The sequence below is a fragment of the Streptomyces sp. NPDC091282 genome (assembly GCF_044757385.1).
Classification (GTDB): Bacteria; Actinomycetota; Actinomycetes; order Streptomycetales; family Streptomycetaceae; genus Streptomyces; species Streptomyces gramineus.
The window spans coordinates 566,432-584,021 of sequence record NZ_JBIVUX010000002.1 but is presented as its reverse complement, the minus strand read 5'-3'; the positions used below and the strand labels follow the sequence as shown (position 1 = coordinate 584,021).

Genomic DNA, 17,590 nt, shown 5'->3' with positions numbered 1-17,590 from the left:
GTGAGGGGACCCGCCCGTGCACATACATCTCCGTACGCGCTCGCACGCGCACGACTACGCGTTCGTCAACTCCGCGCCGGGCAGCCGCTGGTGGGACGCGTTCGCGCACTGGACCGCCACCGAGCGGCCCTGCCTGCTGGCCGTCGCCGAGGAGGGTGCGGAGCACTGGCGGGTACTGCTCAGCGGCATCCCGTCCGTCCGGACCGATTCCGGGGGCAGGCGCATCTACTACACCCTGGCCCTGGAGGGCGCGCACGACACCGACGAGCAGGAGACCGAGGCCGTCCTCGGCCTGGCCTCCTGCCTGCTGGCCGACCTGGCGGAGGACAAGGACGGCCACGGGGTGCTCTCCGGACTGCTCGACGGGATCTGCCCGGCCGCGGAGGCGGACCGCCTGCTCGCCGCCCCCTCCGGGGACGCCACGGACCGCGAGGACCTCACCACCCGGCTGCACGCGGCGGTGGCCTCGCTGGAACCGGTCTCCCCCGAGGACCTGGCGACCGGCCGCGGGCACGCCGGCCGGTGGATCGCGGGAAGGGCGGCCCCCGGTGCCGCCCCGGCCTTCCTGGCCCGCCTGTCGGCGCTGCTCTCCGGCAGGGAGCACGGACAGGCGCACCTGCTCAACCTGGTCTCCGACGCGGAGGACGCGGACGGGGTGTCCCGGGGCAGGCTGGCGGTGCTCGTGGAGGGCGGCAAGGTCGGTGATCCGGCCATGCCCCTCGAAAGCCTCCCGGAGCCCGAGGCACCACCGGGGCCGCCGACGCTGCCGGACCCCGCGGGGGGCCACCCAAAAGTCCGGTGGCGGACACCGATGGCTCGGGCATCGCTGGCCGCCTTGGTACTCCTGTCGCTGCTGACCGGGATTCTCTGGATCTCCGGGGTGCTTTTCTGACACCGAGGCCGTACACGGGCAGAGAAGACCGGCTTGTCACCCTGCCGCTGCGCGGTCGTGAACTCTCCTTCCACGGCCGCCCGCAGTACGACGTGGAGTGGCTGGTGGAGGGCAGCAGGCTGGAACTGCGCTGCGAGTTCCGCTCCACCGACCAGGAGACCCATCGGCCGGTCCTGGCCCGGCTGCGGGCACGGCTGGCCGTCGGGTGGGATTCCGGCCTCCCGGTCCTCAGGTGGGTCGACCCGCCCGGGTTCGCGCTGGTCAGGGTCGAGAGCCTGGACCTCGCCGTGGCGCTGGACGGGGAGCGGGTCTTCGACGTGGTCCGCGCCGTTCCCAGGGAGGACGGGAACTCGCTCCTCGTTCCGGACGGCTCCGGCCGCAGAGCCCGGATCACGGACATCGTCACCAACATCAAGTCGGCGCTGAGGCACCTGTCCTCGACGCATGCCGCCCAGCCGCCCGCGCGGCCGCCCCTGCGGTGAGGCCAGGCCCGGGAGGGGAACCGACGGCAGCAGCGTCGTGATCCGGGGGCGCCGGACCTCCGCACCCGTAATCCGCGTGCGCCTGTCCGTCCCGACCTGGCAGGATCCGGCCATGCCCCTTGCAGACGTGTCGCCCGGTGTGTCCCTCGCCTACGAAGCCTTCGGCGACCCCGCGGATCCACCGGTGCTGCTCGTGATGGGCTTCGGTGCCCAGATGATCGCCTGGCACGAGGACTTCTGCCGTGCGCTGGCCGAGCGCGGCCGCTACGTCATCCGGTACGACAACCGCGACAGCGGCCTGTCCACGAAGTTCGACGGGCACCCGGTGGACATCGGCCGCTTCGTCGCCGCCGTGACCTCCGGAGACATCGCGGCCGCCCTCGCGATGGTCCCCTACGGGCTGACGGACATGGCCGAGGACGGCCTCGGCCTGCTCACCGCCCTCGGCATCGAACGCGCGCACGTGGTCGGCGCCTCGATGGGCGGGATGATCGCCCAGACGATGGCCATCGCCCGGCCGGAGCGGGTGCTGACGCTGACCTCGATGATGTCCTCGACCGGCGAGAGCGAGTACGGGCAGGCGACGCCCGAGGCGCAGGCCGCGCTGCTCAGCCCGAAGCCCCGGGACCGTGAGGGGTACATCGCCGCGTCGGAACGCGACCTGGCCTGGGCGTCCAAGCGCTACGGCGACCCCGCGGCCCTGCGGGAACTGGCGGCGGACAGCTACGACCGCGCCTACTACCCGGCGGGGGTGGGGCGCCAGCTCGGCGCGATGATCCTCGGCGGTTCCCGCGCGGAGGCGCTGCGCAAGCTCCAGGTGCCGACGCTGGTGATCCACGGCCTGGACGACACGCTGATCGACGTCAGCGGCGGCCGGCGCACCGCGGACCTGGTACCGGGCGCCGAACTCCTCCTCGTCCCGGACATGGGCCACGACCGTCCGCGCGAACTGTGGCCCGAGATCATCGGCGCCGTGGCGGCCCACACCGGGTGAGGCCGCCCGGCGCCGGTGATCTCGGGCCGGGACGGCTACCGCGCCGTGACCGCGGCCACGTTGTGGCCCTCGACCCGCAGGGCCGGCCGTGCCGCCGCCGTGCTCTGCGGCCAGGAGGCGGTGACGGTCCGCGACTCGCCGGGCAGCAGCCACAGGTAGTTGTCGCTGTAGAGCGTCGGCAGGACACGCTGTCCTGAGCGGGCGTCGCGGAGCGAGAGGCGGAGCATGGCCGCGACCGACGAGCCGCGGTTGGTCACCCGCGCGGTCAGCGTGCGCCGCCGGGTCCCCGGATCGTGGTCCGTGCCGGTGACGTCCACCGAGACCCTGGTCCGGGGCATCCGGTCCAGGGCCCGCATGTCCTCGGGGGCGCGGTATTGCCAGTAGGTGTTCTCCGACAGCAGCGTGTTCCGGGCGTCCGTCAGCCGCAGCCGCAGCAGGTGGAGGTCCGGCAGCCCGTCGTCGCCGAGCGTGAACGCGGTCGCGGCGGCGGACGGCGCGATGTCGACGCCCGCCCGCTGCTCGGCCGATATCTGACGACCAGTCAGGTCGTAGCGGCGCGCGACGACCGTGGCGCCGGTGATCCGCCGCGCGGTGTGGTTGACGGCGATCACCCGGCCGTCGACGGGACTTGCCTGCACGTGGACGGGTTCGGCGGCCTTGCGGGCTCCGTAGTAGGCGCCGTTGACGTCGAAGTCGTAGTCGTACGTCTGCCAGACCGTGCTGTACCAGGCGGGATGGGACATCCACAGCATCAGCCCGCTCGCGTCCTGCCAGAGCCGGTCGTTCCAGGCCTCGAACATGGCGCGGAAGTTCTCGTAGTTGACGAACTGCGCCTTGCGGCAGAAGTCGTCCAGGCCGGTCGCCGCGCCCAGCCGTGTCTCGATGGCGGCCCGGTAGTTCTGCGGAGCCTGATTCCCCTTCGTGCTCCAGTCGTGGTAGTACCAGGCGCCCCCGACGGGCCACTCCGGCTCGTCGCCGACGAGCGCCCGCATGGTCTCCGCGGTGGACACCACGGGCATGCCGATCTCCGTGTGGAAGCCGAACGTCCCGCCGCCGTACGTCGAGGCGGAGTAGTAGCGCTCCGGCTCGACCCAGCCGTAGGGGCCGCCGCCCGAGACGATCCCGGCCGCCGAGTTGTTCTGGTAGAGCACGGCCGGCGCCTGGTCGCGGACCGCGGCCCGCATGCCGTCGTCCACCGGTCCCGGCGGGTTGCCCTCGTTGGCGCCGCACCACACGGCCACGCTCGGGTGGATGCGGTAGCGCCGTACGGTGTCCGCCACCTGGTCGAGGAAGAGATCGTGGTCCGGCGGGTCCATGCCCCAGGCGTTGGGGAAGTCGTTCCACACCAGCAGGCCGTGCTCGTCGCAACTGGCGTAGAACTCCTCGCGGTCGGAGCAGCCCACCCAGTTCCGGATCATGGTGAAGTTCATGTCGCGGTGCATCCGCACGGCCGCGTCCATGCGGTCGGCGGGCATCCGCCGCAGCAGTTCGTCCCAGCCCCAGTTGCCGCCGCGGCAGAACACCCGGACGCCGTTGACGCTGATCTTCAGCGGCACCGTGGAGTTGTCGACGGACTCGGCGTCCCGCCAGTCGGTCCCGTCGTCGGAGACCTGGACCGTGAACGTCTTCGCGTAGGCCTGCTCCCACAGCAGCAGCACCCGGTCGAACCGCACCCGCGAGCCCAGGTCGACCTGGATCCACTGGTCGTCCTCGTAGGCCGAGGACCACCGGGTGTCGGGATTCCCGTCGACCGCCTGGGCCGCGTGGGTCCCGTCGCTCTCGGAGGACGCGGCGGCCTCCTTGCGCAGCGCGAGATCGGTGCCCGGCACGGCGCTGTCCACGACCGACAGGCTCCACAGCGACGAACCCCAACTGGTCGCCCGGGTACGGCAGAACACCCGCACGTACCGGGCCGTCGCGGCGGCCAGCTCGACGGTCTGCAGACTCGCCGAGCCGGACGTACGGAACGGCAGCGGCACCGCCGTGTTGTCGACGTCGCGCACGTCGGTCCAGTCGGTGCCGTCGTCGGAGACCTGGACGGTGTACGTCCCGGCGTACGCCCGTTCCCAGGTGAGCACCACCCGGTCGAACGCCACCTGGGACCCGAGGTCGACCCGGATCCACTGATCGTCCTCGAAGGCCGAGGACCAGCGGGTCGCCGCGTCACCGTCGGTGGCGTTGCCCGCACCGTTGCCGGGGTCGTCGACCGAGGACGCGGTGGCCTCCTTGTGCAGGGCCAGGTCGTTCGTCGGCACGGAGGAGTCCAGCACGGCAAGGCTCCACAGCGACGAGCCCCAGTCCGTCGCGCGGGTGCGGCACAGGACGCGCACGTACCGGGCCGTTCGCCGGGTGAAGTCCACGGTCTGGGCGTAGGCGTCGCTGCCCGACTGGAAGGTCAGCGGCACCTCGTATGCGTAGCCGAACTGGCGCATCCCGAAGCGGGCGGTGCGCCGGTCGCTCTCCGTGCCGTCCAGGGACGCGGTGAGCGTGAGCGTGTGCAGGGCCGGCTCGCCGTAGCCGTTCGGCCACCACAGCGCCGGGTTCCGCAGCCGGAGCTGCGCGTACGCGTCCGGGGTGAAGACGACGTCGGTGCCCTCGCCGGGCGCCACCGTGACCGTCCGCGCCACCCGCACCTTCCCGAAGGCCGCCGCGACGGTGATCCGCGCCTCGGCGGTGCCCGCGTTGCGCACCGGGACCACCACGGTCAGCTCCGCCGTACCGGTGTCGGGCAGGTCGGGCAGCACGGTGTCCACCCGCGGGTCGCCGAGGACCGCCGCACCGGTGGAGCGCAGCCGTACGTGGTTCCAGATGCCGGCCGCCCGGTCCCGTACCGCCGGCATCCAGTCCCAGCCCGAGGAGGCGAGGTAGGTGGGCGAGTTGCGGTTCATCATGTTCGCGCCCGCGTCCACGAACGCCAGGCCCGCCGGGCCCTTGTCGGCGGGGCTGCCGGGGAAGGGCATCGGGGCGATCCGGACGGCGAGGGCCTGCTCGCCGTCGCCCAGCAGGCCGGTGACGTCGTAGGCGGCGCGGGCGAAGGGCGAGGTGAAGTCGCCGACGCGGGTGCCGTTGAACCAGACCTCGGCCGTGTGGTTGATCCCGTCGAACTCCAGCCAGACGTGCCGGCCCGAGCCGGTGCGCAGGCCCGCGGGGAGCCGGAACTCGCGCCGGTACCACCAGGAGTGCCGGGACAGCGCCTCCGGGACGTGCAGGTTGCCGAAGCCGGCCACCGGGTCGGGCAGCCGGCCCTGCTCCACCAGCGAGCCCAGCACGGTGCCGGGGACGGTGGCCGGCAGCCAGCGGCTGGTGTCGAACGAGGGTCTGGACAGCGCGGCACCGCCGCCGGCCGCCCGGTCGTCCATCGTCAGGTCCCACCCGGACTCCAGCGCCACCGTGCCGTCCGCGGCGATCCGCAGCGGTTCGGGGGTGCGGTGCCGGGACTCCCAGTCCGTCCAGCCGGTGACCTCGGGGCGCGGGGTGCGGCAGGTGCCGTACACCTGGAAGCCGTTGAGGCCGAGCGGGTTGGCGTTGGAACGCTTGTGGACGGTCATGCGCACCCAGCGGGCGGTGGCCGGCTCGCTCAGGGTGATCTCCATGACCCCGCCGGTGCCGGACTCGGTGCGGTACACGCTGGTCCAGGACCGGTGGTCGGTGGAGGTCTCCACGACGAAGCCGACCGCGCAACTCGACAGGATCTCCTGCCCGGTGGTGTCGTTGCGGGGGCTGCCGCTCGGCGACTCGGTGAACGGCGGGTCGTCCGCGGTCGCCTCGAAGACCAGCCGCAGCGACTCCACCCGGCACGGCGCCTGGAGGTCGACGGAGATCCACTGCGGATCGCCGGCCGCGGCCCGCCACCCGCTGCCCCGGACGCCGACGGTGTCCAGACCGTCCACGGCGAACTCCGCGGGCGTGGGCGCGTAGTCGGTGGAGGAGACCGACACCGGCCGGAAGGCGGCGAGTTCGGACCGCGATCCGCCCGCGAGCGGCTGTCCGGATACCGCCGTGGCGGTGGTCGCGAGCGGGCCCGCACCGAGCCCGAATCCCGCCAGCAGCGTGGTGCCGGCGGAGAGAACGGCGCGGCGGGACGGCGAGGTTGACTGATCCGACATGGACGAGCGCTCCGATCGGGGGAGTTCGAGGAACGGCACAGCCGGGGACACCAGATGATGACAACGTTGCCAGGACGTATGACAACGTTGCCGAACACTGCACCCCTGTGCTGACCCTGTCAAGGTTTTGCGCGCAGGCCTCGGCTGGCTTCTATTAAATTAGTAATTAATCTTGACAGTGTTTCGGCCACGGGCCACAGTCGTCGCCGTGACGTCGTCGGCCTCTGCCGCGGAGCGGCCCGCGTCTCGTCCTCCTGCTTCCCAATCCCCGGGAGAGGCACGTGACTTTGCACCCGCCCGTATCAACCGGCTCCAGGCACCACCGGTTCACCCGGCCCGCCCTGACGGCCGCGATCGCGGCCGTCCTGGCCGCCACCATGACCCCCGACGCCGTCGCCGGGACGGCCGTCGACCAGGGCGCGCCCGCGTCCTACGACAGCGGCCTCGCGCCGACCCCCTACATGGGATGGAACACCTACTACGGGCTCGGCGCGCCCACCGAGAAGGAGGTGCGCTCGGTCGCCGACCGGCTGGTCAGCAGCGGTCTGCGCGACAGCGGATACGACATCGTGTGGCTGGACGGCGGCTGGCAGGCCGACAACCCCCGCGACGCACAGGGCCACCTGGTCGCCAACCCGGACCGCTTCCCGTCCGGCATCCCGGCCCTCGTCTCCTATCTGCACAAGCGTGGTCTGCGGGCCGGCATCTACACCGACGGCGGCACCTACGACGGCGGCAAGAGCTGCGGCCTCGGCAGCCGCGGCCACTACGACCAGGACGCACGGCAGTTCGCGGACTGGAAGATCGACGCCATCAAGGTCGACTTCCTCTGCGGGATCGGCGCCCAGCTCGATCCGGGCCCCGCCTACAAGGAGTTCAGCGACGCGGTCGCCAAGTCCGGCCGCAGGATGCTGCTGAACCTCTGCAACCCGCTCACCGACGACTGGGGCCTGCCGCACACCCCCGAGCAGGACGCCCACAACACCTACGTCTACGCCCCGGCGATCGCCGACTCCTGGCGCACCGGCACCGACATCGCCTGGGGAACCCCGAGCCCCGGCGAGTGGCCGAACATCCTGCGCAACATGGACGCCAACGCCTGGCACCCCGAGGCGCAGGGCCCCGGCCACTACAACGACCCGGACTACCTCATCCCCATGCGGAAGATGACCGACGGGTCCTACGAGCTGACGCAGGAGGAGTCCACCAGCCAGTTCGTGATGTGGGCCGAGATGGCCTCCCCGCTGGTGCTGGGCTCCGACCCGCGCACGCTCTCCGACTCGATGCTCGCGACCCTGCGCAACCCGGAGATCATCGCCGTGGACCAGGACCCCCTCGCCATTCAGGGCGTGCGGGTCGCCACCGACTCCGTCGGCGACGTCTACAGCAAGGTGCTCCAGGGCCGCGGACAGCGCGCGGTCGTCCTGCTCAACCGCTCCGACCAGAGCGCCCGGCGGACCGTCACGTTCTCCGACGCCGGCCTCGGCGGCCCGGTGCGCGTCCGCGACCTGCGGGCCCGCACCGACCGGGGCACGCACACCGGGTCGTACACCGTCGAAGTTCCCGCGCACGGCACCGCGTTCCTCAAGCTCACCGGCGCCGACACCCCGCCCGGCACCGACCTCGGCGTGACCGCCACGGCCAGCCCGGCCGTGACGAGCGGCGGCGTCTTCTTCCGCGGACCGCACGGCTCGCTCGTGGAGAAGGCGGACGGCGGGACGCGGGACCTCGGCGGCCCGGTCCGGGGCGGCATCCTCGGCCAGCCGGCCGTGTACACCTCCGCCGGCGGCCGTACCGACGTCTTCGTGCGCGGCGCCGACTCCCGCGCCTACCGGAGGGTCTACGCCGACGGCCGCTGGGGCCGCTGGCAGCTGCTGGGCGGCCGGCTGACCGACGCGCCCACCGTCGCCTTCACCGACCCCGCGCACTGGACGCTGTTCGCCACCGGCTCCGACGGCACGGTCGTCCAGCGCGGGCCGGCCTCCGGCTGGACCTCGCTCGGCGCACCCGGCGGCCGGCCGGTCCACGGCCGTCCGTCCGCCGCCGTCGACGCACAGGGCGTCGTCCACGTCGCCGTGCGCGGCGCGGCCGACGACGTGTGGACCCGGACCCGGGACACCGCGGGGCAGTGGTCCGACTGGACCTCCGTCGGCGGAACCGTCAGCGGCAGCCCGACCCTCGTCGCGGCCGGGGACGCGGTGCTGCTGTACGCGCGGGCCGCCGACTACACGCTCTGGCAGCAGCGGTACGCCGACGGCGCCTGGCAGGGCTGGAGCAAACGGCAGGAGTTCCCGAGCGCGGCGTTCGACGGCGCCCTCGGCGCGGCCGCCGGCCCCGACGGAGCCGTCGACGCGGTGTTCCGCGGAGTCGACGGCCACGTGTACCGCACCCGACTCAAGTGACTGAGGAAACGACCATGACCGACCACCAGCCCAGCCGACGCCGGTTCCTCGCCGGAATCGGGGCCGCCGGGACCGCGGCCCTGCTCAGCGGCTGCGTCACCGACACCTCCTCCGCCAAGGGCTCCTCGAAGGGCGCGGTGACCCTCCAGTCCAACCTGTCCGCCCCGCAGGCCAAGACCGCGATGGAGGACCTGGTCGCGGCGTACGCGAAGAAGGGGTCCGGCAGGGCCAGTCTCAACACGGTCGCCGCCGAGACCTTCCGCACCCAGCTGCCGACCTACCTCACCTCGGCCAACCCGCCGGACGTGTACACCTGGTACCCCGGCTCGGTCGCGGACGCCTACGCGAAGAAGAACCTGCTGCTCGACCTCGACGAGGTGTGGGCCTCCTCGCCCGACCTCAAGCGGTACTCCAAGGCCCTGCACACGCTCTGCACCGCGAGCTCCGGCAAGAAGGTGTTCGTGCCCAACACCTACTACTGGTGGGGCATGTTCTACCGGAAGTCCCAGTTCGCCAAGTGGGGCGTCAGCGAACCCACCAGCTGGGACGGCTTCCTCGACCTGTGCGACAAGCTCAAGAGCAAGGGCGTCGCCCCGATCGGACTCGGCGCCGGCGGCAACACGCCCTGGGTGGCGTCCGCCTGGTTCGACTACCTGGACATCCGGATCAACGGCGCCCAGTACCACCGCGAACTCCTCGCGGGCAAGCACCGGTTCGACGACCCCGAGGTGCGCAAGGTCTTCGACCGCTGGCGGGAGGTGCTGCCCTACTTCGACCCGAACGGCACCGCCCTCGCCTTCCAGGACGCCACCACCGCCCTGCTCAACGGCAAGACGGGCATGATGCTCATCGGCACCTTCTTCGCCGACTCGGCGCCCAAGAGCGCCCTGGACGACATCGACTTCTTCCGTTTCCCCGTCATCGACTCCAAGGTCCCGCTCGCCGAGGAGGCGCCCGTCGACGGCTACTTCGCCAGCGCCCGCACCGGCCGCGGCGACCAGGTCCGCGACCTGATGGGCTACCTCGCCACGGCCGAGGCCCAGGAGATCTACATCAAGGGCTCCTCCGGCACCGTGCTGCCCTGCAACCCGGACGCCAAGGACGCCGGCACCGCCCTCGTGAAGAAGGGCCGCGCGCACGTCGACGCGGCCGCCGAGATCACCCAGTTCTTCAACCGGGACTCCAGCGACGCCCTCCAGCCCACCGCGGACACCGCGCTCACCAAGTTCTTCGCCGAGCCCAAGTCGATCGGGAGCATCCTGACCGGCTGGCAGCGGGACGCCGAGAAGATCTGGAACGCCTGAGATGGCCGTGCTGACCGCGCCCGGCCAGAAGTCCCCGGCCCGCCCGCCCGCCCGAACGCGGCGGGCGGGCCGGGGGCCCCGGCGCACCCCGCCCCTGGTCCTCGCGTTCGTCCTGGTCCCGCTCCTGGCCGAGGCCGTGTGGGTCTTCTGGCCCGCCGCGCAGGGCTTCTACCTCGCCCTCACCAAGTGGGACGGCGTCTCCCCGCCGCAGTTCGTCGGCCTGGACAACTTCCGCGAGATGGCCCACGACGACGTCTTCCGCAGCGCGGCCGGCCACACCGTGCTGTGGCTGGTCCTGTTCGGCGGCCTGTCCGCCGTACTGGGCCTGGCCGCCGCGCTCTTCCTCCAGCAGGAGCGGCGCGGGATCGGCTTCTACCGGGCCGCGCTGTTCCTGCCCGTGGTCTTCTCCCTGGTCGCCACCGCCCTGGTCTGGCAGGCGATCTACCAGCCCGACGGCGTCCTCAACCAGGTGTTGCAGGGCGTGGGCCTCGGCAGCCTGAGGCACGCCTGGCTCGCCGACCAGGACACCGCCCTGTACGCCGTGATCGTGCCCGCGCTGTGGCGGCAGATCGGCTACGTCATGGTGCTGTACCTGGCCGGCCTCAAGGGCATCGACCCGGCGCTCTACGAGGCCGCCAAGGTCGACGGCGCGAGCGCGTTCCAGCGCTTCCGGCACGTGACCCTGCCCCAGCTGCGCAGCGTCAACGCGGTCGTGCTGTCCGTCATCGTCATCGACTCGCTGCGCTCCTTCGACGTCGTCTGGTCGCTCACCCGCGGCGGCCCCTACCACTCCTCCGAACTGCTGAGCACCTACATGTACTCGACCGCCTTCCAGTCGCTGCGCCTGGGCTACGGCTCCGCCCTGGCCGTCGTCATCTTCGTCCTCGCCTTCGGGGTCATCGCCTCCTATCTGGTCCGCGCGTTCCGGGAGGCCGACTGATGTCCGCCGACTCGACGGCACTGCGCCGCAGGCGGGCCGCGACCGCCGGATTCCACCTGGGCGCCGGCGCGCTGGCCCTGCTGTGGCTGCTGCCCATCGTCCTGGTCGTGGTCACCAGCCTGCGCAGCTTCGACGACATCGCCGCGCACGGGCTGGGCAGTTGGCCGCACTCCTTCACCCTCGGCAACTTCGGCCAGGCCTGGACCGACGGCGGCCAGCAGCGCGCACTGATCAACAGCCTGCTGGTGACGGTTCCCAGCGTCCTGGCCACGCTCGCCCTCGCCGCGATGGCCGCGTTCGCCCTCAGCCGCTACGACCTGCCCTTCCGGCGCTCCCTGCTGCTCCTGATGCTCGGCGGCAACCTGCTTCCCCCGCAGATCCTGCTCATCCCGGTGTCCAAACTGAGCGAGCTGATGGGCGTCTACGACACGCTGCCCGCGCTCATCGGCGTGCAGATCGGCTTCGGCGTCGGCTTCTACGTCTTCGTCCTGCACGGCTTCATGCGGTCCATCCCGGCGGAGATCCAGCAGGCCGCCGTCGTGGACGGCGCCGGACCGTGGCAGATCTTCTGGCGGATCATCCTCCCGCTCACCCGCCCCGCCCTGGCCGCGCTCAGCGCCCTGTCCTTCACCTGGATCTTCAACGACCTGCTCTGGGCCATCACCGTCCTGCGCAGCGACTCCAAGATGCCGATCACCGCGGCCCTCATCGGACTCCAGGGGCAGTACGTGTCCATGTGGAACGTGATCGCCGCCGGTTCGGTCATCGCCGCCGCGCCCACGGTCGCCGTGTTCCTCCGCTTCCAGCGCCACTTCGTGGCCGGCCTCAACCTCGGAGCGGTCAAGTGACGTACACCCGCTGGACCCTGCGCACGGAGCACACCTCCTACACCGTCCGCCTCTCCCCGGACGGCCCCTGGGCCGAACTCGACGCCTGGGGCCCGCTCGGCGTCGAGGACGGCCCCTCCGCCCTCGACTGGTCCCACCGCACCCACTTCATCACGCCCGCCGACGCCGCCCCGGCCGAGTACCTCCCGTACGGACTGCGGCCGTTCACCGGCTCCGAGCTGATCGCGGGCGACGAGCGCGGCGTGTGGTGGGAGTTCGACGGCGCGGAGCACACGGAGGGCACGCTGCGGCTCGCCTTCACCGACGAGAGGACCGGGCTGCGCACGGTCCTGTGCTACGAGACCGTGCCGGGCACCGACGTGATCCTGCGCTGGACCGAGTTCACCGCCGACCGCGAACTGCGCCTGGAACGCCTCGACTCGGCCGCCGTCAACATCGCCGTCACCGGCCCGGCCCGGCTCACCTACCTGTGCGGGCAGTGGTCGCAGGAGTTCCAGCTCACCCATCTCGACCTGGAACGCGGCACGTTCGGCATCGGCAGCCTCCAGGGCACGCCGGGACACGCGTACGCACCCTGGCTCGCGGTGCGCAGCGGCGACGCCGCGTACGGCATCGCACTGGAGTGGTCGGGCAACTGGCACATCACGGCGGAGGCCGAACCCGGCGGCGCCGTACGGATCCGCGCCGGCCGCGTCCCGCACGAGGGCGCCGTGCTGCTGGCCGCCGGAGAGACGCTCGCCACGCCCCGTCTCGCCTGCGCGTTCAGCGCGGACGGACTCGACGGCCTGTCCCGGGTCTGGCACCGCTACGAACGCCGGCTCACCGGCGACCGGCTGCACCGCACGCGCAAGGTGCTCTACAACTCCTGGGAGGCCACCGGCTTCGACGTCGACGCGGCCGGGCAGCTGGAACTGGCCAGGACCGCGGCCGACATCGGCGCCGAGCTGTTCGTCGTCGACGACGGCTGGTTCACCGGCCGCGCCGACGACACCGGCGGACTGGGCGACTGGTACCCGGACCCGGCCGCGTTCCCCGACGGCTTCGACCGGTTCGTGGCGGACGTCCGCGCCCTCGGCCTGGACTTCGGGCTGTGGGTCGAACCGGAGGCGGTCAGCCCCGGCAGCCGGCTCCACGCCGAACACCCGGAGTGGGTGTACCGCGTCGAGGGCCGCCCGTCCCGCCTGGTCCGCAACCAGCTGCTCCTGGACCTCGGCCGCGCCGACGTCCAGGAGTTCGTCCTCGCCACCCTGGACCGGCTGCTCGGCACCTACGACATCGGCTACCTCAAGTGGGACATGAACCGCCCGCCCACCGAACGCGGCCGCCCCGGCGCCGGCCCCGCCGACCTGGACGCCGAGCACGTCGCCGGATACCTGCGCGTCCTCGACCACCTGCGCACCGCCCACCCGGACGTCACCGTCGAGGGCTGCGCGGGCGGCGGCGGCCGGATCGAGCACGCCACCATCGCCCGCACCGACGTCGTCTGGCCCAGCGACAACACCGCCCCCATGGACCGGCTGCGCATCCAGCACGGCTTCCTGCACGCGCACGCCCCGCACGTGATGAGCTCCTGGGTCACCGACGCCCCCGGCATCCTCGACCCGCGGCCGCGCAGCCTCGCCTTCCGCTTCGTCAACGCCCTGTGCGGGGTCCTCGGCATCGGCGCCGACCTGCGCGCCTGGACACCCGCACAGCGGGCCGAGGCCGCCCGGTGGATCGCCCGCTACAAGGAGGTCCGGGACGTCGTCCACCTCGGCGAGGCCCGGCTGCTCGGCACCCCCGACGACACCAGCTGCGGAGTGCAGTACGACCACGGTGACCGCACCGTCGTCGCCGCGCTCTCCACCGGCCGCCTCGACGGCGCCCCGCTGCTGACCGGCCGCCCCGACCGCCTCCGGCTGCGCGGCCTGGACCCGGCCGCCCGCTACCGGGACACGGCGAGCGGAGCGGAATACGGCGGAGCCCATCTGCTCCACCACGGCCTGCCGTTCGCCTGGAGCGCCGACCACGATGCGGACCTGGTGGTGCTGACCCGCCGGCAGGACGCATATGTTTCCAGCAAGCTCACCCTCTAAGGAGCCCGATGGACCAGTCCGTACGACGGTACGGTGCCCGCTTCACCGGCCGTACCGCCGTGGTGACCGGTGCCGCCTCCGGCATCGGAGCCGCCACCGCCGAACGCCTCGCCCGTGAGGAGGCCGCCGTCGTCCTCGTCGACATCGCCGACGAACGCGGGCAGGCCGTGGTGGACGGGATCACCAAGGACGGCGGCCGGGCCTGTTACGTGCACGCCGACGTCGCCGCCGAGGACGCCTGGGACCGGATCGTCACCGCCGCCCACGCCTTCGGCCCGGTCGACGTGCTCGTCAGCAACGCCTACACCGTCGACGTCCGCCCGGCCCACGAGATGCCGGCCGAGTCCTGGCAGCGGCAGCTCGCCGTCAACCTCACCGCGAGCTTCCTCGGCTTCAAGGCCGTCCTGCCCGACCTGCGGGCCGGACGCGGGGCCGTGGTGCTCACCTCGTCGGTGCACGCCCACGCCGGCATCCCCGGGCACCCCGCCTACGCGGCGGCCAAGGGCGCGCTGCTGTCGCTGTGCGGACAGCTCGCCGTCGAGTACGGGCCCGAGGTACGCGTCAACGCGGTGCTGCCCGGACCGGTCCTGACCGGCGCCTGGGACCGGGTGCCGCCCGAGGAACGGGAGCGCAGCGTCGCGCAGACCGCCGCCCGCCGGTTCGGCACGCCCGAGGAGGTGGCCGCCGCCATCGCGTTCCTCAGCGCCGACGAGGCCTCCTTCATCACCGGAGCCCGGCTCGTCGTGGACGGCGGCTGGAGCATCGTGAAGGACTCCGAGTGAGCGCCGCCGCGCCACGCCGTGAACAGAAAGGCTGTACGACATGACGCCCTACGCCCGCCGCGGTGTGCACGGCCAGACCGTGGAGGCCCTGGCGCGCCGCATCCTGGGCGGCGAGATCCCGGAAGGGGCCACCCTCGACCTGGTGGCGCTGCAGAGCGAACTCGACGTCAGCCTCACCGCCCTGCGCGAGTCCCTCAAGGTGCTCGCCGCCAAGGGCATGGTCGACGCCCGCCAGAAACGCGGCACCTTCGTGCGCGCCCGCGCCGACTGGAACCTGCTCGACGCCGACGTGCTGCGCTGGCGGTTCGAGGGCGCCGGCGCCGAGGGCGCCGACCGGTCGCTGCTGCACAACCTCGCCGAGGTCCGGGCCATCATCGAACCGGCCGCCGTACGGCTCGCCGCCACCCGCCGCACCGAGGACGACCTCACGGCCCTGGAAGCGGCCCTGGACGCCATGGGACGGCACGACGACACCGACCCGGGACACGCGGTCGACGCCGACCTCGCCTTCCACCGCGCCCTGCTCGCCGCCACCCACAACGAACTGCTCGAACGCATGGAGATGGTCATCGAGTCCGGGCTCGCCCACCGCGACCGCCTCGTGCACAGTTCCCCGCACAGCGAGCCTCCCGTCCCCGCCCACCGCGCCGTCCTGGACGCCGTCCGCGACGGCGACCCCGCGGCGGCCGAGCGCGCCATGCGTGCCCTGCTCGACCAGGCGGGCCGCGACCTGGCCCGGCTCGACGGCACCGACGACGACCCGAAAGGCACCGGCGGCCAGTGAAGATCGAACGAATAGAGACCTTCCTCGTCCCGCCCCGCTGGCTGTTCTGCCGCGTCGAGACCGACGAGGGCGTGGTGGGCTGGGGCGAGCCCGTCGTCGAGGGCCGCGCCGAGGTGGTGCGCGCCGCCATCGAGGTCCTCGCCGAATACCTGGTGGGACAGGACCCGTTGCGCGTCCAGGACCACTGGCAGGTGCTCACCAAGGGCGGCTTCTACCGCGGCGGCCCCGTCCTGTCCAGCGCCGTCGCCGGACTCGACCAGGCGCTCTGGGACATCGCGGGCAAGACGTACGGCGCGCCCGTGCACGCCCTGCTCGGCGGCCCGGTCCGCGACCGGGTCCGGGTCTACGCCTGGGTCGGCGGCGACGAACCCGCCGAACTCACCGAGCAGGTCACCGCCCAGGTGGAGGCCGGCTTCACCGCGGTGAAGATGAACGCCGCCGGGGCCACCTCGCCCATCACCACGGCGTCGGAGACCGCGGCCGTGGTGGCCCGGGTGGCGGCCGCCCGCGACGTGCTCGGCCCCGACCGGGACGTCGCCGTCGACTTCCACGGCCGCTTCACCGCCGCCAGCGCCCGCCGCGTCCTCGCCGAACTCGCGCCCCTGCACCCGCTGTTCGTCGAGGAACCCGTCGTCCCCGAACAGGGCCACCTGCTGCCCGGCCTGGTCGCCGCCAGCCCGGTGCCGCTGGCCACCGGCGAACGCCTGTACTCGCGGGCCGAGTTCCTGCCCGTCCTCGCAGCAGGCATCGCGGTCGCCCAGCCGGACCTGTCCCACGCGGGCGGCATCTCCGAGGTGCACCGGATCGCCTCGCTCGCGGAGACCTACGGCGCCCAGCTCGCCCCGCACTGCCCGCTCGGGCCGATCGCGCTGGCGGCCAGCCTGCAAGTCGCCTTCGCCACGCCGAACTTCCTGATCCAGGAGCAGAGCCGCGGCATCCACTACAACAAGGCGGCCGACCTCCTCTCCTACCTCGTCGACACCGAACCCTTCCGGTTCGCCGACGGGCACGCGCGGCGCGGGGACGCCCCCGGGCTCGGCATCACCGTCGACGAGGCGGCCGTGCGCGCCGCCGACCGGTCCGGCCACCAGTGGCGCAACCCGGTGTGGCGGCACTCCGACGGCTCGTTCGCGGAGTGGTGATGGAGGTCCTGACCGACCCCGTACACGGCGGCCGCTGGACCTCGCTGCGGCACGGCGGCCGTGAATGGCTGTGGCGGCGCGAGGACACCGGCCGCGACTCGGCGGCGCCGGGCGACGCGTTCGTGGACGCGGGCGGTCTCGAGGAGTGCGTCCCCACCGTGCGCGGCACACCCGACCACGGGGACGCCTGGCCGCGGGCCTGGACCCGGGACGGGAACACCGAGCGCGTCCGCTGCGAACGCTTCACGCTGGCCCGCGAGCTGAGCGCCACGGCCGACGGCGTCCGCGCCGACTACGTGCTGACGGCCGAGCCCGGCTTCCGCTTCCTGTGGGCCGCACACGCCCTGCTGGACCTCTCCGAGGAGGCCGTCGTCACCCTCCGGGAGGCGGCGCCCGCCCGGCTGTTCCCGGAGGCGGCCGGCCTGCTGGACCGGCCCTGGCCGGACGGAGCCCGCTGGCTGGAGGGCACCTGGCCGGCGCCGCTCGGACTGCGCATGGACCGGTTCGGGCCGGACGACGGCACGGCGGCCGGGGCCGTGGTGGCGGCCGAACGGTGCTGCGTGCACGACGGCGCGGACCGGCTCGCCTTCACCGTCGAGGCCGACGGACAGCCGGTCTCCGTCGCCCTGTGGCGCAACCTCGGCGGCTTCCCGGCGGACCGGCCCTACCGCAGTACGGGCGTGGAGCCCATGCTCGGCCGGGTCTTCGACCTCGCCGACGCGGGCCCGGACGACGCGGCCCGCGTCGGCGCCACCGGCGAGGTCCGCTGGCGGCTCACCGTGACCGCCGCCTGCCCCTGCCCCTGAGCGCCCCCTCGCCATCCCGAACCCCCAAGGAGC

The 17,590-nt window shown here is 72.9% G+C and carries 13 protein-coding genes; 12 read left to right on the top strand and 1 reads right to left on the bottom strand.

Annotated features, from left to right (window positions below):
- Positions 1-16 precede the first annotated feature (16 nt).
- The 3 genes from ACIQOE_RS09705 (at position 17) to ACIQOE_RS09695 (ending at position 2,368) form a co-directional block, all read left to right on the top strand.
- Positions 17-892, top strand: coding sequence for a hypothetical protein (locus tag ACIQOE_RS09705; RefSeq protein WP_401410760.1), 876 nt, complete (start codon positions 17-19; stop codon positions 890-892).
- Between the two features lie 104 nt (positions 893-996).
- Positions 997-1,374 carry a hypothetical protein gene (locus ACIQOE_RS09700; RefSeq protein WP_351314435.1) on the top strand — a complete coding sequence of 126 codons (378 nt, stop codon included), beginning with the start codon at positions 997-999 and terminating at the stop codon, positions 1,372-1,374.
- 112 nt (positions 1,375-1,486) lie between these two features.
- Positions 1,487-2,368: an alpha/beta hydrolase gene (locus ACIQOE_RS09695; protein WP_351314432.1), complete on the top strand. Its 882-nt coding sequence runs from the start codon at positions 1,487-1,489 to the stop codon at positions 2,366-2,368.
- Between the two features lie 35 nt (positions 2,369-2,403).
- On the opposite strand, the gene ACIQOE_RS09690 is transcribed toward ACIQOE_RS09695, so the two are convergent.
- Positions 2,404-6,474 (bottom strand): discoidin domain-containing protein, encoded by a 4,071-nt coding sequence (locus ACIQOE_RS09690; RefSeq protein ID WP_401410757.1) that lies wholly within the window; start codon positions 6,472-6,474, stop codon positions 2,404-2,406.
- 377 nt (positions 6,475-6,851) lie between these two features.
- Here ACIQOE_RS09690 and ACIQOE_RS09685 point away from each other — a divergent pair, with 377 nt between their 5' ends.
- Genes ACIQOE_RS09685 through ACIQOE_RS09645 form a run of 9 tightly spaced genes read left to right on the top strand, consistent with a single transcriptional unit; the run spans position 6,852 to position 17,557 of the window.
- Positions 6,852-8,876: a glycoside hydrolase family 27 protein gene (locus tag ACIQOE_RS09685; RefSeq protein ID WP_401411556.1), complete on the top strand. Its 2,025-nt coding sequence runs from the start codon at positions 6,852-6,854 to the stop codon at positions 8,874-8,876.
- 14 nt (positions 8,877-8,890) lie between these two features.
- Positions 8,891-10,180, top strand: a complete 1,290-nt coding sequence (locus ACIQOE_RS09680) for an extracellular solute-binding protein (protein WP_365565513.1) — start codon at positions 8,891-8,893, stop codon at positions 10,178-10,180.
- A 1-nt stretch (position 10,181) separates the two neighbouring features.
- Positions 10,182-11,120: a sugar ABC transporter permease gene (locus ACIQOE_RS09675; protein WP_351314423.1), complete on the top strand. Its 939-nt coding sequence runs from the start codon at positions 10,182-10,184 to the stop codon at positions 11,118-11,120.
- Positions 11,120-11,968, top strand: coding sequence for a carbohydrate ABC transporter permease (locus tag ACIQOE_RS09670; protein ID WP_365568255.1), 849 nt, complete (start codon positions 11,120-11,122; stop codon positions 11,966-11,968). Before ACIQOE_RS09675 ends, ACIQOE_RS09670 begins: the two co-directional genes overlap by 1 nt.
- A complete protein-coding gene (locus ACIQOE_RS09665) occupies positions 11,965-14,043 on the top strand; it encodes an alpha-galactosidase (protein WP_401410752.1) in 2,079 nt (692 codons plus the stop codon). The genes ACIQOE_RS09670 and ACIQOE_RS09665 overlap by 4 nt, the downstream gene beginning before the upstream one ends.
- An 8-nt stretch (positions 14,044-14,051) precedes the next feature.
- Positions 14,052-14,825 carry an SDR family oxidoreductase gene (locus ACIQOE_RS09660; protein ID WP_351314414.1) on the top strand — a complete coding sequence of 258 codons (774 nt, stop codon included), beginning with the start codon at positions 14,052-14,054 and terminating at the stop codon, positions 14,823-14,825.
- A 40-nt stretch (positions 14,826-14,865) separates the two neighbouring features.
- A complete protein-coding gene (locus ACIQOE_RS09655; protein ID WP_365565520.1) occupies positions 14,866-15,609 on the top strand; it encodes a FadR/GntR family transcriptional regulator in 744 nt (247 codons plus the stop codon).
- Positions 15,606-16,751: a galactonate dehydratase gene (dgoD, locus tag ACIQOE_RS09650; RefSeq protein ID WP_351314408.1), complete on the top strand. Its 1,146-nt coding sequence runs from the start codon at positions 15,606-15,608 to the stop codon at positions 16,749-16,751. The genes ACIQOE_RS09655 and dgoD overlap by 4 nt, the downstream gene beginning before the upstream one ends.
- A complete protein-coding gene (locus ACIQOE_RS09645) occupies positions 16,751-17,557 on the top strand; it encodes a hypothetical protein (protein ID WP_401410749.1) in 807 nt (268 codons plus the stop codon). The genes dgoD and ACIQOE_RS09645 overlap by 1 nt, the downstream gene beginning before the upstream one ends.
- Positions 17,558-17,590 lie beyond the last annotated feature (33 nt).